Annotated in this window: 27 protein-coding genes and 2 riboswitches; of the genes, 5 read left to right on the forward strand and 22 right to left on the reverse strand. The window is 41.8% G+C overall.

Annotated features, from left to right (window positions below):
- Nucleotides 1-10: 10 nt before the first annotated feature.
- From RMY31_RS13345 to RMY31_RS13375, 7 genes are all read right to left on the reverse strand, one after another.
- Nucleotides 11-589: a Uma2 family endonuclease gene (locus RMY31_RS13345; RefSeq protein ID WP_322663505.1), complete on the reverse strand. Its 579-nt coding sequence runs from the start codon at nucleotides 587-589 to the stop codon at nucleotides 11-13.
- Nucleotides 590-636: 47 nt separating this feature from the next.
- On the reverse strand, nucleotides 637-1,728 hold the full coding sequence (gene aroB, locus RMY31_RS13350) for a 3-dehydroquinate synthase (protein WP_322663504.1): 1,092 nt from the start codon (nucleotides 1,726-1,728) through the stop codon (nucleotides 637-639).
- A 147-nt stretch (nucleotides 1,729-1,875) separates the two neighbouring features.
- Nucleotides 1,876-2,082 carry a hypothetical protein gene (locus RMY31_RS13355; RefSeq protein ID WP_322663502.1) on the reverse strand — a complete coding sequence of 69 codons (207 nt, stop codon included), beginning with the start codon at nucleotides 2,080-2,082 and terminating at the stop codon, nucleotides 1,876-1,878.
- Between the two features lie 18 nt (nucleotides 2,083-2,100).
- Nucleotides 2,101-2,649: a pentapeptide repeat-containing protein gene (locus RMY31_RS13360; RefSeq protein WP_322663500.1), complete on the reverse strand. Its 549-nt coding sequence runs from the start codon at nucleotides 2,647-2,649 to the stop codon at nucleotides 2,101-2,103.
- 395 nt (nucleotides 2,650-3,044) lie between these two features.
- Nucleotides 3,045-3,692 carry a GNAT family protein gene (locus RMY31_RS13365; protein WP_322663498.1) on the reverse strand — a complete coding sequence of 216 codons (648 nt, stop codon included), beginning with the start codon at nucleotides 3,690-3,692 and terminating at the stop codon, nucleotides 3,045-3,047.
- A gap of 144 nt (nucleotides 3,693-3,836) precedes the next feature.
- Nucleotides 3,837-4,292, reverse strand: a complete 456-nt coding sequence (locus tag RMY31_RS13370) for a DUF1392 domain-containing protein (RefSeq protein ID WP_322663495.1) — start codon at nucleotides 4,290-4,292, stop codon at nucleotides 3,837-3,839.
- 174 nt (nucleotides 4,293-4,466) lie between these two features.
- A complete protein-coding gene (locus tag RMY31_RS13375) occupies nucleotides 4,467-4,931 on the reverse strand; it encodes a hypothetical protein (protein ID WP_322663494.1) in 465 nt (154 codons plus the stop codon).
- Nucleotides 4,932-5,149: 218 nt separating this feature from the next.
- On the opposite strand from RMY31_RS13375, the gene RMY31_RS13380 reads away from it, so the two are divergent.
- Entirely contained in the window at nucleotides 5,150-6,127 is a 978-nt protein-coding gene (locus tag RMY31_RS13380; RefSeq protein WP_322663492.1) for an SDR family NAD(P)-dependent oxidoreductase, read from the forward strand.
- 23 nt (nucleotides 6,128-6,150) lie between these two features.
- On the opposite strand, the gene RMY31_RS13385 is transcribed toward RMY31_RS13380, so the two are convergent.
- The 4 genes from RMY31_RS13385 to RMY31_RS13400 form a co-directional block, all read right to left on the reverse strand.
- On the reverse strand, nucleotides 6,151-7,179 hold the full coding sequence (locus tag RMY31_RS13385; protein ID WP_322663490.1) for a VOC family protein: 1,029 nt from the start codon (nucleotides 7,177-7,179) through the stop codon (nucleotides 6,151-6,153).
- Nucleotides 7,180-7,521: 342 nt separating this feature from the next.
- Entirely contained in the window at nucleotides 7,522-7,776 is a 255-nt protein-coding gene (locus RMY31_RS13390; protein WP_322663488.1) for an orange carotenoid protein N-terminal domain-containing protein, read from the reverse strand.
- Between the two features lie 55 nt (nucleotides 7,777-7,831).
- Nucleotides 7,832-7,987: a hypothetical protein gene (locus RMY31_RS13395; protein ID WP_409877908.1), complete on the reverse strand. Its 156-nt coding sequence runs from the start codon at nucleotides 7,985-7,987 to the stop codon at nucleotides 7,832-7,834.
- A gap of 589 nt (nucleotides 7,988-8,576) precedes the next feature.
- Nucleotides 8,577-11,696 (reverse strand): MFS transporter, encoded by a 3,120-nt coding sequence (locus RMY31_RS13400; RefSeq protein WP_322663486.1) that lies wholly within the window; start codon nucleotides 11,694-11,696, stop codon nucleotides 8,577-8,579.
- A gap of 512 nt (nucleotides 11,697-12,208) precedes the next feature.
- On the opposite strand from RMY31_RS13400, the gene RMY31_RS13405 reads away from it, so the two are divergent.
- From RMY31_RS13405 to RMY31_RS13415, 3 genes are all read left to right on the forward strand, one after another.
- Nucleotides 12,209-12,412, forward strand: coding sequence for a chlorophyll a/b-binding protein (locus RMY31_RS13405; RefSeq protein WP_322663484.1), 204 nt, complete (start codon nucleotides 12,209-12,211; stop codon nucleotides 12,410-12,412).
- A 40-nt stretch (nucleotides 12,413-12,452) separates the two neighbouring features.
- Nucleotides 12,453-12,656 carry a chlorophyll a/b-binding protein gene (locus RMY31_RS13410; RefSeq protein WP_322663482.1) on the forward strand — a complete coding sequence of 68 codons (204 nt, stop codon included), beginning with the start codon at nucleotides 12,453-12,455 and terminating at the stop codon, nucleotides 12,654-12,656.
- 213 nt (nucleotides 12,657-12,869) lie between these two features.
- Nucleotides 12,870-13,088, forward strand: a complete 219-nt coding sequence (locus RMY31_RS13415; RefSeq protein ID WP_322663481.1) for a high light inducible protein — start codon at nucleotides 12,870-12,872, stop codon at nucleotides 13,086-13,088.
- A gap of 67 nt (nucleotides 13,089-13,155) precedes the next feature.
- Here RMY31_RS13415 and RMY31_RS13420 read toward each other — a convergent pair whose 3' ends face one another.
- The 10 genes from RMY31_RS13420 to RMY31_RS13465 form a co-directional block, all read right to left on the reverse strand.
- Nucleotides 13,156-14,271 carry a HAMP domain-containing sensor histidine kinase gene (locus RMY31_RS13420; protein WP_322663479.1) on the reverse strand — a complete coding sequence of 372 codons (1,116 nt, stop codon included), beginning with the start codon at nucleotides 14,269-14,271 and terminating at the stop codon, nucleotides 13,156-13,158.
- Between the two features lie 39 nt (nucleotides 14,272-14,310).
- On the reverse strand, nucleotides 14,311-14,712 hold the full coding sequence (locus RMY31_RS13425) for a hypothetical protein (RefSeq protein ID WP_322663477.1): 402 nt from the start codon (nucleotides 14,710-14,712) through the stop codon (nucleotides 14,311-14,313).
- Nucleotides 14,713-15,210: a Rab family GTPase gene (locus tag RMY31_RS13430; protein WP_322663475.1), complete on the reverse strand. Its 498-nt coding sequence runs from the start codon at nucleotides 15,208-15,210 to the stop codon at nucleotides 14,713-14,715.
- Nucleotides 15,211-15,430: 220 nt separating this feature from the next.
- Nucleotides 15,431-17,236, reverse strand: a complete 1,806-nt coding sequence (locus RMY31_RS13435) for an OmpA family protein (RefSeq protein WP_322663473.1) — start codon at nucleotides 17,234-17,236, stop codon at nucleotides 15,431-15,433.
- Nucleotides 17,237-17,459: 223 nt separating this feature from the next.
- Nucleotides 17,460-18,068 (reverse strand): hypothetical protein, encoded by a 609-nt coding sequence (locus RMY31_RS13440; protein WP_322663471.1) that lies wholly within the window; start codon nucleotides 18,066-18,068, stop codon nucleotides 17,460-17,462.
- Nucleotides 18,069-18,655: 587 nt separating this feature from the next.
- Nucleotides 18,656-19,276 (reverse strand): universal stress protein, encoded by a 621-nt coding sequence (locus tag RMY31_RS13445; protein ID WP_322663546.1) that lies wholly within the window; start codon nucleotides 19,274-19,276, stop codon nucleotides 18,656-18,658.
- Nucleotides 19,277-19,431: 155 nt separating this feature from the next.
- Nucleotides 19,432-19,774, reverse strand: a riboswitch (cyclic di-AMP (ydaO/yuaA leader).
- Between the two features lie 17 nt (nucleotides 19,775-19,791).
- Complete coding sequence (locus tag RMY31_RS13450) at nucleotides 19,792-20,628, reverse strand: ABC transporter ATP-binding protein (protein WP_322663544.1); 837 nt, start codon at nucleotides 20,626-20,628, stop codon at nucleotides 19,792-19,794.
- Between the two features lie 53 nt (nucleotides 20,629-20,681).
- Nucleotides 20,682-22,118, reverse strand: a complete 1,437-nt coding sequence (locus tag RMY31_RS13455) for an ABC transporter substrate-binding protein (RefSeq protein ID WP_322663470.1) — start codon at nucleotides 22,116-22,118, stop codon at nucleotides 20,682-20,684.
- 139 nt (nucleotides 22,119-22,257) lie between these two features.
- Nucleotides 22,258-23,109 carry a nitrate ABC transporter permease gene (ntrB, locus tag RMY31_RS13460; RefSeq protein ID WP_322663468.1) on the reverse strand — a complete coding sequence of 284 codons (852 nt, stop codon included), beginning with the start codon at nucleotides 23,107-23,109 and terminating at the stop codon, nucleotides 22,258-22,260.
- 95 nt (nucleotides 23,110-23,204) lie between these two features.
- Nucleotides 23,205-23,421, reverse strand: a riboswitch (cyclic di-AMP (ydaO/yuaA leader).
- A gap of 254 nt (nucleotides 23,422-23,675) precedes the next feature.
- Nucleotides 23,676-23,843 carry a hypothetical protein gene (locus RMY31_RS13465; RefSeq protein WP_322663466.1) on the reverse strand — a complete coding sequence of 56 codons (168 nt, stop codon included), beginning with the start codon at nucleotides 23,841-23,843 and terminating at the stop codon, nucleotides 23,676-23,678.
- A gap of 25 nt (nucleotides 23,844-23,868) precedes the next feature.
- On the opposite strand from RMY31_RS13465, the gene RMY31_RS13470 reads away from it, so the two are divergent.
- Entirely contained in the window at nucleotides 23,869-25,170 is a 1,302-nt protein-coding gene (locus RMY31_RS13470; protein ID WP_322663464.1) for a HAMP domain-containing sensor histidine kinase, read from the forward strand.
- A 237-nt stretch (nucleotides 25,171-25,407) separates the two neighbouring features.
- Here RMY31_RS13470 and RMY31_RS13475 read toward each other — a convergent pair whose 3' ends face one another.
- The gene (locus tag RMY31_RS13475) at nucleotides 25,408-25,629 is read right to left on the reverse strand and encodes a hypothetical protein (RefSeq protein ID WP_322663462.1); all 222 of its coding nucleotides are present in this window, start codon (nucleotides 25,627-25,629) and stop codon (nucleotides 25,408-25,410) included.
- Between the last annotated feature and the right edge of the window lie 165 nt (nucleotides 25,630-25,794).

Here is a 25,794-nt window from a genome sequence, read left to right on the forward strand (position 1 = left end):
AAAAGCTTTACTAGCCATTATTTATTGGTATTTTCGCATTTTTAAATACCTGCTCAACAGTAAATTCTAATCCCTCAAACAGTGAATCTGTAAATAGTTGATCTCCCATATAAGTTTGTGGCGCAGCATCTGGGTAAAAAACAGTAATGCTTCTAGCTTTACTATCTACTACCCAAACTCGCAATACCTTAGCGTCTAAATAGTCTTTTGCCTTAGCTGCCATTTGTCCAAAAGTTTGTCCGGGCGAAATAATTTCAATTACCAAATCGGGAGGAACAGGACAAGCTGCGTCTTCATCCCAGTCGGCAGGTAAACGTTCATAAGAAATATACAAAACATCGGGTGTCGGTACCCAATCTTGCCCCCGACGAGTTAATGTAATAGCCCATTCTACCAAGACTTGTCCTAATCCCTCACACCATCGCTCAATCATATAGAGAAGGGCGCGGGTAAGCTTAGAATGGAAAAACTTTGGTGACATTTTAGGAATTGCCTGACCATCCACGAGTTCGTAGGTGATATCCCCCTCGCCTGGTGGAAGATTTAGAAACTCTTGCAAGGTTAATTGATTGTTGGCTTGGAGTATCATGACGCAAATCAGCTGATGGCTAATTTTAATTGTAATTCCGTTATAAATTACATTCCTCGTAACACTTTCCGAATAGTCTCTGATGGTACATCATCTTTAATTGTCACCACACCAATCTGTGTTGGCAAAATAAACCGTACTTTACCCGCTTTGACTTTTTTATCTAATTGCAAAGCTTCAATAATTGCTTCAATATCCACTCCATCTGGTAATTTAGTTGGTAAACCCGCTTTTTGAATTAAAGCGTTTTGACGTTCTGTGTCTTCCTGTTGCCAAAGTCCCAAATCTACAGCAATTTGTCCTGCTGCTACCATGCCAATAGCAACAGCTTCGCCATGATTCACTAAACGATAACCCGTTAAGCTTTCCACCGCATGACCGATGGTATGACCATAATTAAGAATTGCCCGCAATCCCGCTTCTTTCTCATCCTTGCCGACAACATCGGCTTTTGCTTGACAAGAGCGCGTTAAGATTGTGCTGATAAATTCGGGCTTGATGTAACGGAGTTGATTGAGGTTTTTACTAGCTTCCATTTGGGAAAATAACTCGGCATCCCAAATCACGCCGTATTTGATTACCTCTGCCATTCCGGCGCGAAACTCCCGCATGGGGAGGGTTTTCAGCACTTCTGGATCAATTAACACGCTTCGCGGTTGATGAAATGCCCCAATCAAGTTTTTGCCGTGGGGATGATTCACACCAGTTTTGCCACCAATTGACGAATCCACCATTGCCAAGAGAGTCGTAGGTACTTGCACTACATTAATGCCTCTTAGCCAAGTGGCTGCTGCAAAACCAGTCATATCACCAATCACGCCTCCCCCCAAAGCCACCATCGTGGAGGAACGTTCTAAACGGTTTTCTAAGGCGATATCGTAGAGTTTTTGGATGGAGTTGAGGTTTTTGTAGCGTTCACCCGCTGGCAGGGAACAGCTAGCCACTTCAAATCCCGCAGATTTCAGCGATGCGATCGCTTTTTCTCCATAATGCTTAAAAATGGTTGGATTAGAAACCACTAAAACCTTCTTGCCTAGCTGCAAATCGGTCATGTATTGACCTAATTGTTCTAAAGAAGAAGGTGCGATCGCAATCTCATAAGACTGCTGCGGTAGATTCACATTAATTATAGAAGTCATTGCCCAACCCCAAACACAAGCCTGTGGGCTGTATTCTACCGCAATCTGAGGAGAAAGGAGGCAGGGGGGCAGAGGGGCAGAGGAGAGAATTCTTCAATAATTTCTCTGTGTCTTTGCGTCCCCCTTCGGGTGACGCTCCTAACGTCGCTAACGCAAGGACTCGCTAACGACGGGAAGCGGAGGCACTCCGTTGGACGGGTTTCCCGGCTTGTTCGCCCTTGGCGTTCCCGCAGGGTAGGAAGTGCCGTCCAAGACTGCGATCCCCTCACCGCTAGCGCGTCTACAAACCGGGGAACCTGTCCAACGCAGTGGCTCCTCCTGGCAATTTCTCTCCCCAGCGCTGGTTAACCGCATTCCCTTCATCCCCCTACCTTAATAACTCCCAGCCCAAGTTATCCACTTATGGGATATGCCTATGTGCAACATTCCTCCATTCATCTCTTGTTCGGTGATGACTGCTTCTGTGAAATCTGCACCGCTGAATTCTGCTTCATTGATATTGCTACCAATCAAATTTGCCTTTGTGAAATTGGCTTTTCTCAAATCTGCTCCACTCATTTCAGCTTCGCTGAGGTTTGCACCCACTAGATTTGCCATACCTAAATTGGCACTCCGCAAATCTGCACGACTGAGGTTGGTTTCTCCCAGATTGACTTCAATTAAGTCTGCACCAATCAAGTTCACTTCACTCAAGTTTGCACCATTCAGGTTAGCTCTACTCAAGTCTGCATCAGTCAGATTTGCCCGACTGAGATTACATCCACTCAAGTCCGCTTGACTGAGGTTGGCTCCACTTAGGTCTGCTTCAGCGAAATTTGCACCTTTTAAGTCTGCATCACTAAGATTTACCTGATGAAGATTTGCTCCATTAAACTTCCGTTCTCCTGCTGCATATAGATTCAGGAGCTTGTTAGCGTCCATATTATCACCTCATAATATCTATAGGTAAGCAAGTTTAGTTGTGAGTTAACACTACCCAAACCACACCAAAGACAAAAAGACGATTTTTTGAGTTGCCAGCAACCAGAATTTTAGAAAAACTCGTAATTTTATTGTGCTAGAGTTTTTGAGGTTTGGAACATTTACTTAATCTAAATATACTAATTCTCTGAATAAAGTTTAGAAACTACAGCTCTCCCAATGGTACTTAAGAGGTTTTGTATGGTGATGATTGTTAGAAGTAACTGTTTTTGGCTTTTTACTTTCTTGCTGGGCTGTATAAATTACTATTTACTAGTGATGTAACCTTCTTCCAAGCTAAAAGCATCACTTTAAAATAGCAATCACTCCTAGTATGTTTTGCTCAATTAGTAAAACTAACTGTTATTCAGTTCCATTAATGAAAATTTTTCATTGGAATAAAGCCATTTCTCAAAATTATCTTTACAGCGCAACCATTCTTTATCTGTCATTACAAACCAGTCGGTATCTCTGTTTCTTCCATGAATAAACATGTGCTGTCGAAACCGACCTTCAAAAATGAATCCCATTCTTGTAGCCGCAGTCCGACTAGCATGGTTTAGAGAATCACATTTCCACTCGACTCTCCGATAGGAATGGCGCTCAAAAAGATGTTGCAGGAGCAAAAATTGTGATTCTGTGTTCACCTTGCTTTTGTGGACTTCTGGAGTAAACCACACATGACCTATTTCAGCACGACCGTGGGTTGGAGCGATCGCAAGTAATCCTACAATCCCTACCTGGGTATTTTTTGAGTTTTCAAAGACTGTCCAAGTCAGCGGGTCGGATTTACCTATCATCTCCCTTTCGATCCAGTTTTTCATAGTGGAAGGGCTATCAAACGGGCCGTAAAACAAGTAATTCCATACGGCTTCCTTTTGCAGGTTACCATGAAAAGCCGCATATAAAGCTTCCACATCTCTTTCTGGAACTAGGGGTGTGAGTGTCACAAATTGTCCATTGAGTTGAAAAAATTCAGGTGGCTGCCAAATTCGGTGTTCCATGATTTGATTGCTGACTCACAGACAGATAATCTTACATCTTGGTGTTCTGCGATAACGTAGCTTTTCTCACGACTTGCCGAAGACGACGATCGCATTCTTTCCCTGCTCACTCAGCAATTGGTTATTTTTTTATTTGGAAGTCCCTTATACCTCCGCCTTTACCAAATCAACATCAGCAAGCCATATCATCCTGCTTTGAGCCGATGCCGTTTCTTCCAAAATAGGCGATCGCCATTCCACAGCATAAAGCCAATTGCTTTTGAGGCTAAAAATACCTTGAATGATACGGCGGGAAGGCTTTTCACTGAAATCAACCTCAACCACATCTCCCAACTCAAAAGCTGGACTGGGAACAGTCATGTCTTCCAGTATATTTGTGGCGTAAAACTCTCCAGCAGGCAAGTAGAGTGTTTCACCAAGGCAAACAATTGCATAAACCCACTCTTGCCCTTCCCACTGAACACCGGAGCAGTAGCCTGACAAATCGGAGCTTGACAAGAAGACTTTTTCTAGTATTTGAACTGCCAGTGGAGGCATGGCTTTACCCCACGGCGGAGAAGTATGCCAACAAGATTCTAAAGCAGTAATTTGATTAATCATAATGCAAGACGGTTCTCTTTTTATACATAGACTCGCTTACAGCACTATTATCCGGAATGTTATGCCAAAAAAGTACTTTAATTTATTGATAGTTAAATAATTACATCTTATGCAAAGGTATGGAATTAGCTTTTTCGGAGTTTACTAATCCCATACTTTTATTTGGTACTGTGATTAATGAGAATAACCACTTACATATTGAATTACAGGATCTGTTTGTAAAACACGACCATTTTTGAGAATTTCTAAAGATGCACCATTGACAACATATTCATATTTACCATTTTTAGCGACATATCCTGTCCCTTCTTCTGTATAAGCAGGTAAAGTACGAATACCTTGACCATTTAATTTAGATGTGCTGGTGTAGAAAAGCTTTCCGCGTTTATTGCAAATATAAATAGCAAAATTAGGAGTTTCAATATAAGCTTCTAACAGTCCACCTCCAGCATATCGAGGACAAGTATATGTATTTGCTGCGATCTGACTATTTGCTGGTGAATCATGAGTAGGTATTAATTGTGAAGCAACAGCGGCAGAAGATGTTCCTAATGTTCCGGCCAGTAGTGAAGTAGCTCCACAAGCTGTAGCCAAAATTATCGAAAATGTTTTGTTTTGTTTGTGATTAAAGCCCTTCATTGTCTACCCTCAAGTTTGATTACTATAAACTCCAAATTCAACTTGCAGGTTTTCGGATTTGGGGACAAAACATTTAACATTTAGGCAAAGGGTGTACATGTTCAAAACCCTTAAACCCTTACGCTCTACCTCCACGCCAAATTTTTTTGCGTAAGTCCCGATGGCGAAGGTTAGAGTTAGGCTAACGGTAGAACCTAAGTACAAATGAGTAAGTAATCATGAAACACCTTGAGGGGAAAGTGACATTGGTCACAGGTGCTACACGGGGACTAGGTAAAGGAATTGCTATTGGTCTGAGCGAGGCAGGTGCGACGGTGTACATCACCGGTCGCAGTCTCAACAACTCTTGTTCTACAAATAACATCGGGGGCAGTCTTGATGAAACCCAAACAGCCATTGAGGAAGCTGGTGGTGTATGCATCCCTGTCCAGGTAGACCATAGCAATGATGAGCAAGTGCGTTTGCTCTTTGAGCGCATTCAAGATGAACAAAATGGACAACTCGACCTATTAGTTAATAATGCTTATTCAGGAGTTCAGGCATTAACAGACGCTTATGGAAAGCCATTTTGGGATTGCGAACCGAGCCTTTGGGATGCTAGCAATAACGTTGGTCTTCGCAGTCACTATGTTGCGAGTGTTTTTGCTGCGCGCATGATGACCAAGCGTCGTCAAGGACTGATTTGCACTCTTTCCTCATGGGGTGGCATGTCCTATATATTTGGTACAGCATACGGTGCCGGTAAAGCAGCTTGCGATCGCTTAGCAGCGGATATGGCTGTTGAACTTAAGCCACATAATATCACTTCTGTTTCTGTTTGGCCTGGTATTGTTGGTACAGAACACTTTTCCCGTTTGGCGTTAGAAGTAGAAGAAAATGCTACTGACCAGAAAAACTCATGGCTGAGCGATCGCTACAACTGGGAAACTCCTTTATTAACGGGACGTGTCATTGCTCAACTTGCTTGTGAGCCAAATGTGATAAAGCGTACGGGACGCGTCCAGATTGTTGCCGAACTGGCTAAGCAATATGGACTGGTAGACCAAGACGGAAATCGTCCTGTATCGCTACGCTCTTTGCGTTTTCTGCTGCCGTTTGCATTACCCTCATTGAGAAAGTATTCGTGGCTGATACCCGATATTAAAATGCCGTGGTCACTGTTACTACTCACTACCCTCAGTTCGCCTAAAATTTGACTAATGACTGTCAAAGTTGCTTGTTAACTGTCTACCAAAGTCCAGAAGTAGCCATCCGGTGCAATGAAGGAAAAACTTTTTTCTCCAAACTCATTTTCTACAATGCTGGTAAGTTTTTGCGCTGGACTTGCCTGAATGCGATCGCCATAAGCTTCTATGCCACGCACGCGATATGTGTAGAGGGACATGCCCAAGCTACCTGGTTTTGCTGCGTCAAACTGCGACTCTAATGCGATCGCATCTGGAAATCTGATGATGTAAAGTCTACCACTGCGTGCAGCCATCAGATCGGACTTGGAAGAACGGGGATCGTCAAAGGCTGTGACGATATACTTTTCCCCAGGTTTGAGGTCAAATAGCTCTCGACCAGCTGGTGAAGATTCATAGCTAGTCTCAACATCATCACGCACGCGCAGCAAACCCAAAACTTCTTCATAGAATTTCAAGCTTTCTTTGCTGTCATCTTGGACAATCATCCCCATGTGAGTAAACTGACTAGTTTTCAAAGCAGCATTGCGATCGATTTGTCCGTAATCCGGTAGTGTATAGCCAAACCTTTGAAATAAAACTTGTCGAGTGAAGGGTTGCAGTAACAACATTTCTCGCACGCCAACTGCCGAGTCAATGAAAGGACGGCTTTTGCGTTCTTTGTTGTAGATAACTTCCCAGTAAGGGTTAGTGTATCTGATAGGCCACCCAGCAGCTTTCGCATCTTCCACATGATTTAAAATATTAAGCGCGTCAGCTGTTAAGGTAGTTGCCCAGCGATTTCCCTTAACTTTCATCGACACTAACCCCAATCCTTGGTTGGTCGGGTTTTGCCAAACCATTAACCGAATTAGACCATGATCGACATTTTGGTGGTAAAGGCGAATCGAGCGTAAAAAGGAATTCACCCCATATAATTGCTCGGCTGCATCTGCGGATAACTCACCTACTTGGCCAATGCGATAGCCATATTGTTCCCAATATTGAATCGCAACAATTGGGTCTGGGATACCAATACATACTTCATAGATACCTTCAATTGCGGTTTCTTGCCCGTGAGCCATATAAATTTTAGATTTTGGATTTTAGATTTCGGATTGGGTATTGACTATAACGGACTAGTCAAGAAAAATAAAGCTTTTGCAGAAATACTAGAGTTTATTTGTAATTTCCGGTGTTTTCTGTTTAAAAAATTCAAACTAGCAAAATTGAAGAAATTTGTTGTTATAAGTTTAAGTAATATTGTTTAATGTAGGTTTTAAAGGAGAAAAATCTCGAATATTCTCTTTTTTATAACCTAATATCCATTTTGTCAAAATAAAAACATATAAAACTAATTAATCATTTATCTTGTAGAGGTAGGCATTGCCCACCTTATATCTGACGAAGGTTTGAAATCTCAGCTTTTACAGCACCTGTTTCAGAAAAGATACTAATCGATCGGTGTTAAATGATTTGAGGGAGTTCAAGACTTCTTTTGCTTGTTCAGAAGGCTCATAGTCGCGTGGTACACCAATAATTGTGGTTCCCGATCTTTCGCTTAACAAGTACCAGAAAGCTAATTTACCTTCAACACTCATTGAGCTATACTCACCAGTAAGAATTGTAGTTCTGCCTCTAGCAAGTTCTACCGTCGCCTTGATAGGATTTGGAGCGAGCAATCACTTCATCTTGACCAGTTCTTTCTGCTGGTAGTAAATCACGCAAAGCAAAGAGCTATTCTTCTGAGGATATTTGTTGAATTCGTGCTACCAAGTCCGCGGCTTTCTCTGTTGGTAATGTATCTATTGCGTTACCAGAGATTATATCAGTTATTTGAGGATAACTTTCCCCTAAGACTGCTAAGCGAGCGTCTATGTCTAGACTATTCAAATTTGATACAATTTGTTTTGTTGAATCGATGTTTTTAAAAGTCATAAGCACTTACAAAATTCTCATATTTATTTCACAAAAGTCCTAAATAATTAAGGCTAGAGAGCTTTTTACAGTCAAAAAAATGTACAATTTAAGTGACAAAATCTACAACGTAATAACTTTGACTGTTTTCAATTATGCTTTTATTTACATTAGAAATTTTGGGTAGAAAAATTCACTCTAAGAAGATAGAGTATTACTACAAAAAGCCAGATATTTAAACCAGCCGCAAGACAGATGGAATCAAATAAAAGTCAAATTAAATTATGAAATACAAAACAAAGAGCGTCACGACTTTAGGGTGCAAATATCACAAAGAGCAACCTAGATGAAGACAGAGTAAAAAGCATATTTTTTACTCTGTATTTATTTATAAATAGAATTATAACTAAGGGTTTTTTTGTTCTACACCTTTATTAATCACATAGTGTTTTGTACTTTCTCAAAGGTATTACGAATTGGTATAAGTTCAACTTTACGTTTCATTTACACAAAAAAGCCTCCTTTACAGGAGGCTCAAAATAGTTAGCGGAGACAACTTGTTAACTTACACCACAACAACAGCGATCGCTCCTCCTAATGCGGCGAAAATAGCGGAGACGACGGCTGTAGCAAACAACCACCAAGCTGCCGTAGCTGCGGCTTTACGGGTTTCTTCTGCTTGCCGCTGTGCTTGGTGCTTCACTTCTTCTAGGCGGCGTTGTGCTTCATGTTGTAGGCGTTCTGCACGTTGCAATACTGTGTTGCGTGCCCGTTCAATTTGGTCGATGATTCGATTGGCATCTTCCTCGGAAATATCTTCACGGGAACTCATAATCGCTACTAAGGTATCGCGGTTAAAAGAAGACAAGCGATCGCGCAATGCATCAAACCCAGCTTGCGGGTCCTCAAATAATTGGCGAACATCGTGCTTAATGCCATCATAGTTGAGTTCTGGGCGATCTAAGGAGTTGAGATAATAACGGATGCGCTCAAAAATCCCATCGATCGCACCTTGAATCTGTCTTTGGATACTCCGCACTTGTTCCACAAATTGATCCCTGACCGATATCATATTATCAGCAATCCGCGCTGCTTCTTCATCAGTCATATCTTCGCGGATTTTCAATAGGGCAATAATGGTCGAACGGTCAAAATGGGACAAGCGATCGCTAAAACTCTCAATTCCAACTCGCGGATCGTGCAACAGCAATTGTACATCGCGCTTGATACTTTCTGGGTTGAGTTCTTCTTTACCAGTTTGCCGCAGGTACTCTTCCAAATAAGCTTGGAAATTTTGGACTCTTTGTTGCGTCCGAGTGGCGAGGCGACGCGGCGCACGCACAACGTTGCGAATAGAAGTTTGCACTGAGTCAATGACTTCATTAACTTGCTGTTCGCTCAAATCCTGGCGTTGACTCAGCAGTTTCACCAATGTATCCCTGTCTACCTGGGATAAGCGACGGCGCAGTGCAGTAGCTCCTTCTTTCGGATTTTCAAACAATCGATTAAAATCTCGTTGAATTCCTTCAGGGTTAAGTTCTGCTTTGCCAGTATTCCGCAAGTAATCTGCGATTGTCGTAGTCACAGTGTCATATTGATCCTTAGCTTTTTCTGCTAAAGCTTGAGGTGCATGGCGGACACCGTGCCAAGAATCTTCAACACTATCAATGATTTGATTAACTTGGTCTTCACTCAAATCTTGCCGCTGGCTCAACAACTGTACTAAGGTATCGCGGTCAAAGCGAGACAAGCGGGCGCGAATTGCCTCAATTCCAGCTTGGGGATCTTCCAATAACCTCTTTAGATCGGCGCGGATAGCATCAGGATTTAACTCTGCCTTTCCAGTATTACGCAGATATGACTCTACATTCAACCACAGAGTTTCTGCTTGATATTTTGCTTGGTCTGCCAGTGCTTTGGATTCTACCAAGGCGCGATCGCGCTGTTTTTCGATTTCGTCTAGAATGCTGTCTACTTCGTATGATTGAATATCTATGCGTTGTAACAATATCCTCCGCATTTGCTCGCGGTTAATTTGCGCCAATCGTCGCGACAAAGTTTCATAATCTGCGTCTGGATCTGCCAATATGGGTTTGAAATTTTTCTCAATCCCTTCACTTGTCAAATCTGTCTTGGGAGTAACGAGTAAATAACTTTCTACCTGCCGTTGCAGGTCTTGCACTATCTCTCTTTCTTCAGCAGCTGTGACTGTCACTAGCACTTCTTGACGAACAGCTTCTAATCGATCTGCAATGCGCTGAATTTGTGCTTGGGTTAGCAGTCCCCGTTCTTGCAGGATTTTAACGAAATCGTTGCGGGAAAGTCGATCTAGTTCCCTTCGCACTGTACCTGGGTCTGCTGCTGGGTCGTAAACGACATCGCGAAATTCCTGGGCAATTCTTTCTGGACTCAGTTGCCAAGCATAAGTAGTATGCAGGTAATTTTCAACATCGGCACGGATGGGGCTGTAGGGTTGTGATGGTGTGGGCAAGCCTAGCCTATCTGCTTGTTCTGTAGCTTTGTCTCTAGCAGTGGCAAGCGATCGCAATATCTTTTCCACATCAAAATCTGACAAGTCTGTTCTGCCCAAAACAATACCACTCAAGGCGGTTAATCCCTGCTGGAGTGTCTGCTGAATTGGCCCTGCGGTCTTTTCTTCGGTTGTTTCTTTAGACGAACGCGTTTCGGCAATTAACCGATCTAGTTTGGCGTTGAGTTCATCTGTTTTGGTTTGTCCTGGTGGCAGCGATTTCAGATAGTCCATCAACTCACCCAAGCGGTCTTTGGTAGGTTGTTTCTGACTCACTACCTGTTGCCAAACGCTATAAAGTGTGTCGGCGATGCGGCTGACATCTCGCTTAGAAAGGTCGGTACGACTGCTAACTAAATCGATAAACTTTTGGCGGTCGATGTTGCTCAGTTCTGCACTGCCTGCGATCGCTTGTAGTTGTGGGTCGTTGAGTAATCTTTCAAACTCGCCGCGAATCTTGGATATATCTAGCTCTGGGGGACGTAGCCTTTCTAGATAATCTTCTACGTTCTCCCGCAGACTCACAGGGTCGATAGCACTTCCTAATTCCCGACGCACAGCAGCGGCGGCGGCTTCAGCTGTTGCTACTACTTGCTGATTTACAGCTTTTGCGCCCAGTGCAGCCGTTGCTGTCCCCATAATCGCTTGAAAACCAGAAGTTGCCGTGTTGACTACTGAGCCAATTAAGGAACCTACTGTGGTGGAACTCACCCACATCAGTAGCAAAAAGTAAGCACCCCAAATTACCAACCCCAAAATTGCTCCTAGTCTGGGGTCTAAAATCACCAAACTCAATTTTACTGCTAGGTAACTAGCAATTAACAAGGCGATCGTCACAGTGACTAATGTCCAAATACCCACTGCCGTGCCAATTTTGCGAATCGTACCTCCCAAACTTCCCGCTTCCCCAGTATCTGCATCTGAGTCAGATGGACGGCCCAAATAGGAAATACCAGCTGCCACGGAGAGGTTAGTTAATACTAATTGGAAAGCAAAAGCTAGAATCACACCGGAGATTAAAGCGACAAAAAAGCGCGGCCCGGTAACGAGAGCCGATGCCTGTGGTGGTGTGATGCCTGAGGTATCTACTGGGGTCTGTACCAGCCACAATAGTGGCTTGTAGAGTCCCAGCATGATTTCCGTACTTTGAAACATTGTATTTCCTTCTTCTAAGTTTAAATTCGGGGATTAAGAATTTCGATTTGGAGAAGCAACTGTGTATATATGTCTGTATCTTTGGCAATACCTAACTCATGTAAATCTCAGAATCCTGGAATTTAGGCGTTTCAAGCATCTCTCTGAAGTTTGAAAACTATATCTAGCGCTAGATAGAATTTATATTATCTAGCGGTAGAAATATCAAATTTGCTGGCATTATGAAGTGAAAAACTGGCTAATTCTTGGCTACCAGTTTTTAGTTTTTTATTTCTTATTTCCCAGCAAGTTGATTTGTCTAAATTATAGTTTTATCACCAATCGACTATCAAGAATTTACATTTATTTACAAATACGTTTTTTATCACCCTCTCAAGGCGTATTTGTTAGCGCGAACGAGTTTCTGATAATCGTCCACAAGAAGTGCCTGTAGTTTGTGCCTACAGGTGGAAAGCAACTTACCGAGAAATAGCTAACTTAAAGTTAAGTAACAAATTGTTCAGGACAAAAAAATGGAAACTCGCTCCTCCACAGATTTGCCCACAATTGCTACAGAGTACAATGGCAGCGATCGCAATGCATTGCTGTTTGGTTGGACACCTCAATCCGAAATCTGGAATGGTCGTTTTGCGATGATTGGCTTTGTCTCTTATTTACTTTGGGATTTAGCTGGCTATAGCGCCCTTCGAGATGTACTCGGCCTAATTGGCCGCTAAAAGATTAAACACCTAAAAAGTTCATATTGGAGGAAAAATCATGGAAACTCGTCCATCTACTGATTTACCACCTGTTGCTAGAGAATACAATGGCGTAGATCGCAATGCCTTTTTGTTTGGCTGGACACCTCAAGCCGAAATCTGGAATGGTCGCCTAGCAATGATTGGCTTCATTGCCTATGTACTTTGGGATTTAGCTGGCTATAGTGTAGTTCGTGACGTACTGCACCTCGTTAGGTACTAAATATTAGACTGCCTGCAAAATACAAAAAATCTCAATGTCATTGTGAATGTAACTAAGGTGTAAAGACAAAGTAAGCGCATTCATTGAATAAAATTTCCAAAAAAATTCTGGTTCTAAAAAAACACCTTTAGCTAACTTCAATTGACAAATCAAGTATTTTTGCAAGAGGTCTATTCAACACCTGAAAAGTTTTGAGATATTGGAGGAAAAATCATGGAAACTCGTGAAACTCGTCCATCTACAAATCCACCACCTGTTGCTAAAACTTACAACGATCGCGATCGCAATGAATTTCTTTTTGGCTGGACTCCGCAAACCGAAATCTGGAACGGTCGTTTTGCAATGATTGGCTTTATAGCCTACTTACTCTGGGATTTAGCAGGATATAGCGTCCTGCGAGACGTACTACGCATTCTTGGGTACGAATCCTAAATAAACAGGAGCCAGTCGTGTGCTTTGGTTCCCAAAGTTAAGCGAACTTGCGTTCAACAGTCAACAGTTAAGTAATTGGTCTAGGCAGGCGGAACCAAAATCTGGAACCGCCTTCTTGACGTGGTAAATAACCAATTATGCCTCCCCAGTGTTCAACTGTAATCCGGCAAAAATAAAGACCCAGCCCAACTCGACCTGATTTATGTTTGCCTTGAGAAAACTTTTGAAACAAAGTATTTACTATCTCTGCTGGTACACCGCTACCCTCATCGTCCACATTTAAGAGAACATACTCTCCATCTGGTTGTAAATCAATTGTTACAGTAGACCCCACTGGACTGTAGCGATAAGCATTTTCTACAAGATTTAAAATCACCCTATCCAAACGTGATTTCTCTCCAACGACTTTCCAGTCTGCTTTCATGTCAATGTTAGAAGTTAGCTGCAATTGCTTATTATTAAGTGTGAAAGTCGGCTGGGAAAGTTCAATGACCTCTTGTGCAGAACTTAAGAGATTTGGTGCGTCCTCAACATCGACTGTGAAAGCCTCTAGCGATCGCACCTCAGTAGAAAATACGTCTAAGATGTTTTTAATTAGCATCTCTTGCTGAATAGATTGCTTCCTACCAATTTCTAAAAATTCTTTTCCTTTCGGTGACAAATTTTCAAATTCCAGCAGAGCTAAACAGCAATTAATAGCACTCAACTGCCCTGCTATATCGTGGATAATACAATGAATTAGTACATCTTTTTTCTGATTTTCTTTTAGTAAATGCTGATAATCTAACTGGCTTTCTCTAGCTTTTTGGATCAGAGATTGTTTGTTTATAAACTTTTCGCCTAATAATTCAATTAATAAAATTTTTTTATCATTCACGCAAACTGCATAAGCTTCAAATTGATATTCTTTACCAGTTAGATCTACTTCGCTCCATAAACCCGAACTCAGCTTTATACTGCTATTACTCTGCCAAAATTCTTCTGCATCAATAAGAAAATTTGCTAAAAAAGGAAACTCTTCCTGCGGTATTAATATATCAATTTCCGATGTAAATCTTCGACCAAAAAAACGCTCAATCCAATTTGGTGTAGTTCCAGTAATTCTAAATAAGCTATCTTGAAGTCGCTCTAATATTAAAATATTGAGTGTAGCGAATAAGTCAGATACTATAGAGTTAGTCATGATTCACAACAGACACAATCAATTAGTTTTGGCTCTCAGTTAATGATTTTGTATTCTAGTTAATTTTTCCTGTAGTAAGCTGAAATCATTTATACTTTGTTGAATTGGTAAGAGTTGATTTTCATCCCAAGTACTATCTAACAGCAACACCCAATCTCCCTCAGATGAGGGAAACATATGAACATCTGTACAAATACCGTACTCTGTTTTTATTAGAGGTAGAAAAAGAGGAATATCATCTAACGGTAATAACCCTTCCAAGAAAAAAACTTGCTCGCCTACACCCCCTCCTTGGCGGAGGTTAGTAATTCCATATTCTGCCAGCTTACCGCCCCAAGCCAAAAGGCTGCCATCTTTTTTGACTAGCAGATAGGCAAGAGAGCGTGCTTCTATTAGATAATTCAGAATATAGTTAATTACGGCAGGCGGGATATCTAGCATCTAACCATCCAAGATTTTTTTACCAAGAGTGTGGAAAACTTCTTCTACACCTAGTCCATTTTTAGCACTGGTTTTAATTACAGTCCAACCTTTCTGGATAACAGCGTCTATTTCTGCTGTTTCAATTTCCCATTCATCTGTCATATCCCATTTATTCAGTACCAAAATGAAGGGAACTTGCCCAAGTGTATCTTCTACTCGTTTTTGCAATTCAAAAGCCTTTTCTAAGGTATTGTTACGGGTACCATCTACAACTAATAAATAACCAGCCGAACCTCGTAGATATGAAAGGCGGACTTTTTGAAATTCATCTTCTCCATGAATATCCCAAAGGATAAGATTTAATTGATTTGCTTGGATATCTATAGTTTTTTTATCAATCTTGACACCTACAGTAGTATAATATTTTTCTGAAAAAATACTATGTACAAATCGTGCAACTAAACTAGTTTTACCTGTGGCAAATGCACCTACCATACAAATTTTTTTTTGGATCATACAGCGTTTTTCTTACTCCCCATCCCCTATTCCCTACTCCCTTTTAATTAGGTGTAAGTAGATCGGCGCAAATAAATATAATATATTCTGTCATTGCGAGGAACGAAGCAATCCCAGCCTTTGCGATTGCTACTCTGCGAGAAGGCTCTGCCTACGTCGTTCCTCCTTTCTACGAGACGCTACGCGAACGCAATGACATCTTACATTTAATTATGTCTACCTACTTATCAGTAATAAACACTTGAAAAGATACTCTACGATTAGCTGTTTCTGCTTCTGGTATCAAGTCTGGCTGTAAAGGCAAGCTAGAACCCACACCCATGACTTTAAATTTACTAGTATTGATTCCTTGATATTTTAAATAAGTTAATATTTTATTAGCACGAGCTTGACGGAGTAGCATGTTCTGTAGTTTTGTTCCTTCTACATCGGTGTGTCCTATTATTTGTATCTGTACATCTTTACCCAGATATTTGGCAGTATCTAAAAACTTTTGGATTAGTGACACCAAAAGAGGTAGTTTACCAGCTTCGCCAACGATAAGCTCTGTTGTTCCTCCTGAGAAAAAGAGTCTTTTTTGTTCAATTTGCTTTTTGTATGACTGCAACTGAAGAAGTTCAAGCTCGACAAGATTTTTATCTTCAAATTGAGTAATTCCTGGGATGAATCGCCATAACTTACGTGTTTCTAAAATCCATTGACGAGGTGCAGAACCTGTGGTGTGAAGAATACCATTATTATCAATTTTTAATGATACAGTTTTTGGCGGTTGCAGCAAGTTCTCAGCTCTTTTTACAGTCAGTTGTGGTTCCAAAGATAGATATGGTTGCCATTGACCGATAACTTTTTTCGGATTGAGATTTGTTTGTTGTATCAACGTATTGGGATCTATCGCTAAAGGATCGCGCATTCCCAAAATGAAATGTTTGCCATAGCGTTGTTTGGTATTAATCACAACAATTCCTGGTTGAGAGTTGAGTTTTTGGAGATAGGCTTGCCAGCGGAGATGTTCTCGAATCGCAAAAAAGCCCCAAATACCAAAAGCGATCGCTATTGTGCCTAAGAAAGCCACTGCATAAGTATAATTATTTTTTTGGGATGCAGATTTATACTGACTTGCCAAACATGCTTCTAGATAAGGCGTGCTGGCTGTAAATGGTTCTGTCTCTCCTGCAAAGTCATTAATTTCTGGCCCCAGCTTGAGATGGATTTTTTCTATCGCTTCTTGAAAAACTAACCTTAATTCTTGGGGAGGGTTTCCCCAGATACTACTAGCTAGCAATGCTTGTGGTCCTTCTTCAACCCAAATAGTGAGTTCTCCAAACCGCAAACTTTGGAGTGCATCTTCTTTTCGCACGCTGAACGAGTCTTTGGCAAAATCTTGGATAGCGGTTAACATCGCAGAAACCAAATCCGGATCTTGAGTAGTTACTTGGTTAACCACTACATGTTGCAGCAGTAATCCAGTTTTTTTATGAATTAGGAATACTTGTTCTACTCGGTAAACTAGTGTACGCAGCAGGATGATTTCCGCAAATGATTTCCCTGTACGTCGTGCTTCGAGCCTCCACTTAAAGCTTTCAGGCGACAAGCTATGTTCTAAAGTTTGATTGAGAGATTGCATCATCTCCTCAAGCGCTGTGGAAATCGCTTTGCGGGTAGCTGGCCCCACGATCGGAAAAAACGCTTCTGAAAGCACATTTTCGTCTTGTTTCACAGAAGCTTGGATGGCTTCTTCGACAGTCGATACTATTGCTTCAATCAGTTGTTTATCTTGTTTTGAACGCAATACCACAGCTTCTGGAAGCAGGCGGCTGATATCTTCTGGTTGAATTTGGGGGTTGTTTAATCGCTCATAGATTTTGTTGAGTTCAGTTGGCTCAATACCAAACAGCAAACTGCGAAGTGTACTCAGCTCATCGCTGAGTTGTTTATCTTTATTACTCAAAGAAAAGTCAAAAGATTGGCTGTTACTGTTTGTAGCTTCAGGTAGTGATTTCGGTCTTTGATTCAGGGAATCACTCATTACTAAAATCCCTCAACAGGGGATGAGGGGATAGAGAGCAGGAGGAGAATAATGACAACTGACACTTCGGGTGACGCTCGTGACGCTCGGTCGCGTAGCGTCTCCCCTTGGCAGAAGACTTGCTAACGCCAGTTATTCATGGGGAGCCAGTGCGTTGGGCGACTTTGCCGACTTGAAGCAACTGGCGTGGAAACTCCCAAGACCATACTGGCTCACAACTAGCTCAGGACTTGTTTTGTGTATTCAGACGAATAGCTAGGTCTGTAAACAGAGCTGCAAGCTTGGAACTATCTGTTTTGTCCCTATGCAGTTCTTGGGCTTCCCGTTGCAACAAAGCTAGGATTTCCTCGTACTTTTGCCGGATATCATCTTGTAGGCTTTTAGATTGGTTAAGAATCTGCTCGCGTAAATCCCGCTGGCTGTTGATAGTTTGTTCATCAAATTGAGCAAACTTTTTTTCTAAGGATATGGCTATACTTCTGTGTTCTTCACTAAGTGTTTGCACAGCAGTATCACGTTCTGCTTGCTCGTTTTTTAGCCGTTCTGTTAAAAAATCTACCTCTTTTTTCAGATAGATTTCCAAAGCATCTAAACGTTTTCTTGTCTCATCACGCACGTCGTTGAACTCTTTAACTAAACGTTCTTCTAAACGTGCAAATCTTTTTTCAACTTCTCGTACCTGGTTACCAAAAAGAATTTCTCTGACTTTATCTAGATTGTTACTTTCACTAATACTATTGCTACTAAATAACTGTTTGTTTATTTCTTGATTTGACCCCCCTTCCCTGAGTTGTCCTAAGTTATTATTAATATATTCTTCAGGTAGGTTCATACTTTTAATCCTTCTCGAGACTGAAATTTAGTTTTGCTTTTAATTGTGACAGTAGATAGTATTGATGAAGTTTACATAGTTATATTCAGTACAAGTATCTTTAAATACAGTATTTAATTTTAACCCTCCAAAGATAGAAATATATATTAAGTTATTATTTAGATAGCTGATATTTTATAAATTTTTGTTAATGAAAATACAGTTGAAAATGTTAGAGGATATTTGAAAAGTCCTCTTGTCGGTAGCAAAACGTTTTAGATCCCCCTAAATCCCCCTTGTAAAGGGGGACTTTAATTCCGGTTCCCTCCTTGTAAAGGGGGGTTAGGGGGGATCTAAAAGTGCCTAAAACCACAGTGAAACACTTTTCAAACAACCTCTTAACCTCTACTCAATACGTTTCAACGAAGGGGCAAAGGAGAAACTTTAAGGGTTTTTGCGATTCCCTTTAACTATTCACTCGATTTCTGTTTATTTATGCTTATCTGCTAAATTATTTGCATACTAGTGAAAAAAGCCACCTAAATATTTAGGTGACTTTTTTACTGTGTTTTAATTAAAAGAAAAATCGCTGGAATTCAGCACCACTATTATTCGTCAATACAATTGGGTATACCTACGACAGCGCAAGGAAAATTAGAACCTAGTATCTGAATAATGGGATGACTTATAGATTTACATCCCAGAAATAGTATATCGGCAGCTTCTGATTCCACAACTTTTTTAAGTTCTGTAGCAATGTCACCAAACCGCAAATGAGACTTGAAGGAACCCTGCCATTCCTCAGCGAGACTTCTTGCTTGCCAAAGGATTCTATCGGCTTCTTGTAGAGATGGTGCAATCCCCTGCAATTTTGGTTGAGTTAAGACGGGTGTGATAGACCTTGATACATCGTTTACGGGACATTCTAATTGAGGAACGCGTCTTGCAAAGCTTAAAATATCGGGATACTGACTGCTATGATTGTCTTTTACTACATAAACGGCTTGCACTGTAACTTGATTGTTAGTGGCTAAACGCGTTTGATGAGCAATCCAAAAGGCAATATCTAGTGCAGTGTGACTGTTAGGAGAAGCATCATAACCAACGATTAAATTGACTGATTTTGCTTTTTGAACTTTTTTAGAAAAAGATTTTTTTGGCTCTGGTAGCAATACCATTTGCTCAATTAAATCGTCTCTACCGATGGCGCTTTGCAGGCGCGCTAACATTGGCTTGATTTTCACAGCTTTAACTTCTCCCCAAGAGTAACGAATGATGAATGAGAAGCAGGGCTACCAATTCTGGATTTTGGATTGAGTGGCGAAAATCTAAAATTAGTAGAGGAAACCCCAATAACAACTGGTATTACAGCCAAAGTTTTGGGGGTTCCTTCCATTGCCGACGGAGTTAGCTGACGGGCTAAGACTGGAAGGTGTCTCTCTCTTAAGAGGAGCCAGCGCCCTTCGGATTCGCAGTCGCCTACGGAGGGAGACCCTCCTACAGCGCTGTCTCACCGTGGGGGGGTTCCCCCCGTTGAGGAGCCACTGCGTTGGACGGGTTTCCCGGCTTGAAGCAAGTGGCGTGCGACTGGCGTTGCTGAGCTCAAGATTAGTCACTCTTGACTTTTGGCTCTTAAAATTGCTGCTCTGTGCGAGATGCGCCCCACAATATGGTTCCTCCGTTCCAAATCCTGCTTTTGATGAATTTGAATTAGGCTACCCGCTAAAGAAATAATAGTCTAAATTTATTCGTCTTGTGTAAAGTAGCGATCGAGGAAATTGAGAGCATGGTTGCGGAGTTCAAAGTAGTCTTTTGAGTTTCGCATGGCGGCGCGATCGCGTGGATGAGGGAAAGGCACTTCCAATATTTCCCCAATCGTAGCCTCGGGCCCATTAGTCATTAATACGATGCGATCGGACATATAAATTGCTTCATCTACATCGTGAGTAATCATCATCACTGCCTGCCGATTGTTTTCCCAGATATCCAATACCTGCCGCTGCAATTTGCCCCGAGTTAGTGCATCTAGTGCCCCAAAAGGTTCATCCATCAGCAACATCTTTGGACGAATTGCTAAGGCTCTAGCAATTCCCACCCGCTGTTTCATACCTCCAGAAATTTCATCAGGATATTTATCAGCTGCCGCTGTTAAGTTTACCATTGCCAAGTGTTCGTTAACAATGCTAATTTTTTCGGCGCGATTAGCATTTTTTAGCACTTCATCTACAGCTAAACGGACATTTTCTCGCACAGTTAGCCAAGGTAAAAGTGCGTAATTCTGAAATACCATCATCCTTTCGGCTCCTGGCTTCCGAATTTCTTTTCCATCTAACCGTACTGAGCCAGAAGTTGCTTTTTCTAAACCACCAATAATTTTTAATAGAGTTGATTTACCACAACCAGAGTGCCCAATGACAGAGATATATTCATCTTCTCCAATGGAGAGGTTAATACCATCTAGTACAACAAAATTACTTTTATTTTGTGTTGGATAAGACTTGACTAAATTTTCAATTTCTAAAAATCCAGTACTGGGCATAACTTTGTTCTGAGTAGTGCTATGTAATGAGGTATATTCCATCATCAAATACTCCGGAAATAATTTAGTCAGTAGTCAACATTTGGACTAGGAAATTAAGACATGAAAAAACGAGTGGGAGTGTTAGCCCTGATTTCAAAACTATTCAGATAGCCCATTGGATTGCTGGGATCAAAACCTTTCTTATCTATGAATACTTCTGGAGGTTCTACTTTGTAATCATCCTTCGGACACTCGATTCCCATTTCAGTTGCTATCTCCCGATATAAATCGGTTCTCCAGCCTTTTTCGGCTAGTTTATCTGCATTTTTGGGAAATTCATGAATTTGTCCCCAACGCGCTGCCTGTGTCATCAACCAGATACTCCTGGATCTCCATAAAAATGTTGAGTGTTCTCCTGGCTGTTTGGGAAGGTTATCTGGAATATCAAAGAAAATTGTGGTGTCAGCAGCTTTAACGGTGCGGTCTTTGCCGTCAAAGCCGCCATAGTTGTAATTACCAAGAATTGCTGGCCCTGTAAACTTTGCGATTGGCGCGCCTGGCTTTTTAGGTTTTGCACCTGTAAAGGAGCGATCTGTAATGAGTTCGGCAACTTCCTGGTGGTTTTCTACTTTGCTGCAATACTGGCAAGCTTCTATCATGGCCTTGACTAAGGAACGATAGGTTTTAGGATACTTTTCGATGAAAGATTCCATCACTCCTAGTAGTCGGTCTGGGTGTCCTAACCAAACTTCCTTGCCTTGGGCAAAGGTAAAGCCGATGCCTTCGTTACCTGTAATTGCTCTCGTGTTCCAAGGTTCTGCCACCATGTAAGCTTGCATTGCCCCAATTCGCACATTTGTCACCATTTGAGGGGGTGGCACAATGATAATGCGAAATTCTTTGAGTGGGTCAACGCCAGCCGCAGCAGATATATAACGCACAAAGTATTCGTATATTGAAGAACTCAAGACTACCGCCCAAACTCTGTTTTCTGGTGGTTGGTTGTCAAAGTAGCCGCGAAAATCCTTGCCAAAAGCTTCTAAAGCACCATCGCCATATTGTTGTTGATACTCGTACCACGGACGCAGCCCAAAATCCCACATGGCTTTGTTCATGGTCATGGCGTTACCGTGGCGGTGTATGGTCATCGCCGCGCACAAGGGTGCATGGCGTGCGCCTTCTGCCCCAATTCTGGCGTTGGTGACAGCACCAGATACTACGGGTGCAGCATCCAAACGACCGAAAATTACTCCGTCGCGGGAAGTTGCCCAACTTGCTTCGCGGTTGAGTGTGACGTTCAAACCGTATTTGCGGAAGAATCCTTTTTTCCAGGCGATCGCAAATGGCGCACAATCATTAACAGGAACATAACCAACAGTAATATCCGGTTTTTCTGGCAAGTCTTGACCGCTGACTACTGGTTTGATAGCTAAAGCTTCTTCAGTCAGTCCTTTAGCGCCAGTATTCCCCGTGATAGCACACGATGACAGCGCCATCCCGGCTGTCGTTGTTCCTATTCCTTTAATAAAGTCTCGTCGAGTCTTAGTCATTGGTCATTAGTCATTAGTCATTGGTCATTGGTCAGCAGTTAAAAAGTGCTGGGTAGAGACGCGATAAATCGCGTCTGTACAAGAGTTAGGAGCCAATAGTTATTTCTCCCTTGTCTTCTTTGTCCTCTGTGCCCTTCTGCTAGTTAGCAGCTGTCGGACGGCGGGTGACTATTTCTTGGATTTTGCCAACTGCGTAATCAAGAACTAGCCCAGTTAAACCAATTACTAAGACAGCTAAGAAAACCGAACTCAGGTTTAAACGGCTCCATTCATCCCAAACAAAAAAGCCGATTCCAATACCACCTGTGAGCATTTCTACAGCAACAATTACTAGCCAAGCAATTCCTAAACTAATTCGCAAACCTGTAAAAATATAAGGTAGGCTTGCTGGCCAAATAATTTTTGTAATCTGTCGCCAACGGGGCATTTCCAGCACCTGTGCTACATCTAAATAATCTTTGGGAACGCTAGAAACTCCGAGGGCGGTGTTAATAATCGTCGGCCACAAGGAAGTAATGAAAATTACAAATATGGCTGAAGGGTCTGCTAAATTGAAGATGGCTAAAGCGATTGGCAACCAAGCCAAGGGTGAGACGGGTTTAAAAATCTGAATAATCGGATTGAGAGCTAGCATTGCTGATTTGGACATACCAATCAGAAATCCTAGGGGAATCGCCACTACCGCACCTAACAAAAAACCCAGCAATACCCGTCGCAGACTTGCTAACAATAACCAGCCAATTCCTAAGTTTCCGGGGCCTCTTTGATAGAAGGGGTTTAAGATGTAGTCAAGATTAGCAACTAGCGCCTCTGGCGGAGTAGGCATTAATTCATGGTTGGCAAGTGCAACCACCCACCACAGCACTATGATCCCTAAAAAACCAAGAAAAGGCAGCAAGAAGACATCCTTGCTAATCACGGGTTTTGCTTTTTTCCAGGCTGTTTGAGTGGCGATCGCTGCGATCGCCGCTAAGTTTAATTGAAATACCATTGCCACCTCAACAGAACTAAGTGCAGGTACAAAAAATCCGAGCAGTACCAGCCTTGGACACTGATGAGATCGGAACATTAAAAAATGCCGACTCTTCAGTCTCCTCTCAATGCCTACGAAGTTAGCTGACGGGCTAGGGCTGAGAGATGCCCTTCTCTTGAGAGTGCTAAGTTCCGAGTTGTGAGTGCTGAGTTAAATACTCACTTATCAGTAACTCCTAGCTTTTCACTTTCTATGAGATACGCCCCATAAGATGGTTCCTCCGCTCCAGCGTTACGCACTACAATGCGCTGGATTAGGCTGACTTACTCTAAACACATATTTAGCATTATGTTTATTCTCTGTAAACCATAACATCGTTGCTCTGTAAATACATCTGCCTTATGATAAGTGTTGTTTATTTAAATACCCATATCAAGTAGCTCTCCTTGCTTCTTTGTAATAAAGAAAATTTATACATTTATCAGATTGTGAATTAAATCCTTAAACAGCAAACTACACAAACTATTAAACCCAGCATCAAGGCTGTTAGTTGCTAGATTAGCGCTTGAATAAAATGTATTAAATTATACATTATCTGCTAATCCATGGTTAACAGAGCCAGCAAACAACTCAACGGCAGTGGCAATCATAAATATGTAAAATCTATTTCTTTTGATAGGTGAAGCTTGTAATTTATTTTGATAGATAACCACTGCACTCGCTAAACTAATTGCATATGGCAATTTACTCATCTGTCTCCTAGCAGAATTTAACATCATGGATTTTAGTCAAGTACTGGCTGAAAAAACTGATACCATCCTATACAAATGGGTGATAGCAGTTCGCAAAGATAGGCGGATTGAAAGCGCTGATGACCTGTCTTACACAGCGATACGAGATCATATCCCCGATGTCTTAAAAGCGATGGTAACGGTGCTTTCAAAATCTGAGGATAGTGATGTTAAATCGATAGTTACTGCGGGTTTGCAGCATGGGGTTCTGCGAGCTGAACAAGGCTTCGATCCAGCAGAGATTGCTCGGGAATATCATTTGCTACGAACAGTAATATTTGAAACCATAGAAACAGATTTGTTGAGGGTAACACCCCCAGGAATCATTCGTTCTATGCGTTTGATTGACGCTACGATCGATGAAGCGATCGCTCGTTGCTTCAAGAGTTATGTAGATGAACGTCTGCGAGATTTACAGTATCTGTATATATCATTAACGCTGCATAATGAGGAACTAACTCGCATAGTTAGCGCTAATCAAGAGTATCTTTCGCAACTAGCCCACGACTTAAAACATCCTCTCACCTCGATTATTGGTTACTCAGATTTGTTTTTACGCCAACAACGGCAGAAGACTGAGATAGAAGACAGTAATGTCAACTTAGAACATATTGAGCGCGTGCTACGTAATGGCAGACACTTACTAAGCATAATCAATGATGTATTAGAAATTTCACGTTATGACGCTGGGCAAATAAAACTCCAACCCGCACCGACGAATGTTCGCGAATTAATCAACAATGTATACGAAATGTTAGAGCCTTTGGCTGTGAAGAAAAATTTAAAAGTCGCGATAAATTGCGATCGCGCTCCTGAGCAAGTATTCACAGATTCCTTGCAATTACAACAGGTTGTGACAAATCTTGTGAGTAACGCAATTCGCTACACTAAGTCGGGGACTATTAGTATAGTGTGTCAAAGACTGGAAAATGAAAGGATCGCCCCTATGTTACCGACAAGGGATTTTTTGGAAGAGAATCCCTCTCTTGTCGCCAAAGGAAACATGGCAATGATTCTAGAGTCACCGTTAGGCAAAAGTGGGTACTTTGCGATCGCAATTTCTGACACTGGAATTGGCATTGCACCAGAAGACCAAGCCCGGATATTTGAACCTTACTTTCGTGCTAGTTCCAGCAATCAACCACCCCTTCCAGACAGCACTGGATTAGGATTGGCTATAGTTTACCGCTTAGTGAAACTACTGCAAGGGCAAATCAACCTAGTGTCTCAAGTGGGAGTTGGTTCCACTTTTATTGTGACTTTGCCTTTGCAAGTAGAAATAAGCTAATACCTGTCTAAGTTGAATAGACTTGTCCGAAATATTAACTTAGGAAAAGAAAAATGGTAAAACGTTAAATTGACCGTCTACCATTTTTCAACATTAGTTATGGTTTTTGATTACATCCAAAAGTATCCACACCAAACAAAGCAAATTTTAGTAATTAGTTATGAACAATTACAATCGCTGTTAAATTGTGCCATAAATCGGCATTTAGAACGTGCAAATATCACTAATCCTGTTGTGTCACCCCACCACCGGATACCGCCGCATCATCTCCTGCAACGCCACCGCCTCACCTTTTGGCGTATACACAACCTCCCCCGACATAGCAATTACAATCCTGTTTTTCCTCGCCCACTCGAACCAAGCGATCGCAGTAGACTTAGCCTGTTGCGCCTCCGGTTTCCTCCCTTGCTTACAAGCAGCGACAAATAATGCCCTGACTCGCTCTCCTATACCCCACATTCCGCAGGTATATCAGGTGAGAAAATAATATTTTCTGCAAGGCGCACCAAGAAACTGGAGAATCCATTGTCGCTCATCAGTAAGATTGGCAATATGCTTAAAGCCAGCGCTCGTTACCAGATGAATAGATTTGCTGCTTTAATGGCATCAGCCGCACAAGCGAAT

The organism is Dendronalium sp. ChiSLP03b (assembly GCF_034531165.2).
GTDB lineage: Bacteria > Cyanobacteriota > Cyanobacteriia > Cyanobacteriales > Nostocaceae > Dendronalium > Dendronalium minutum.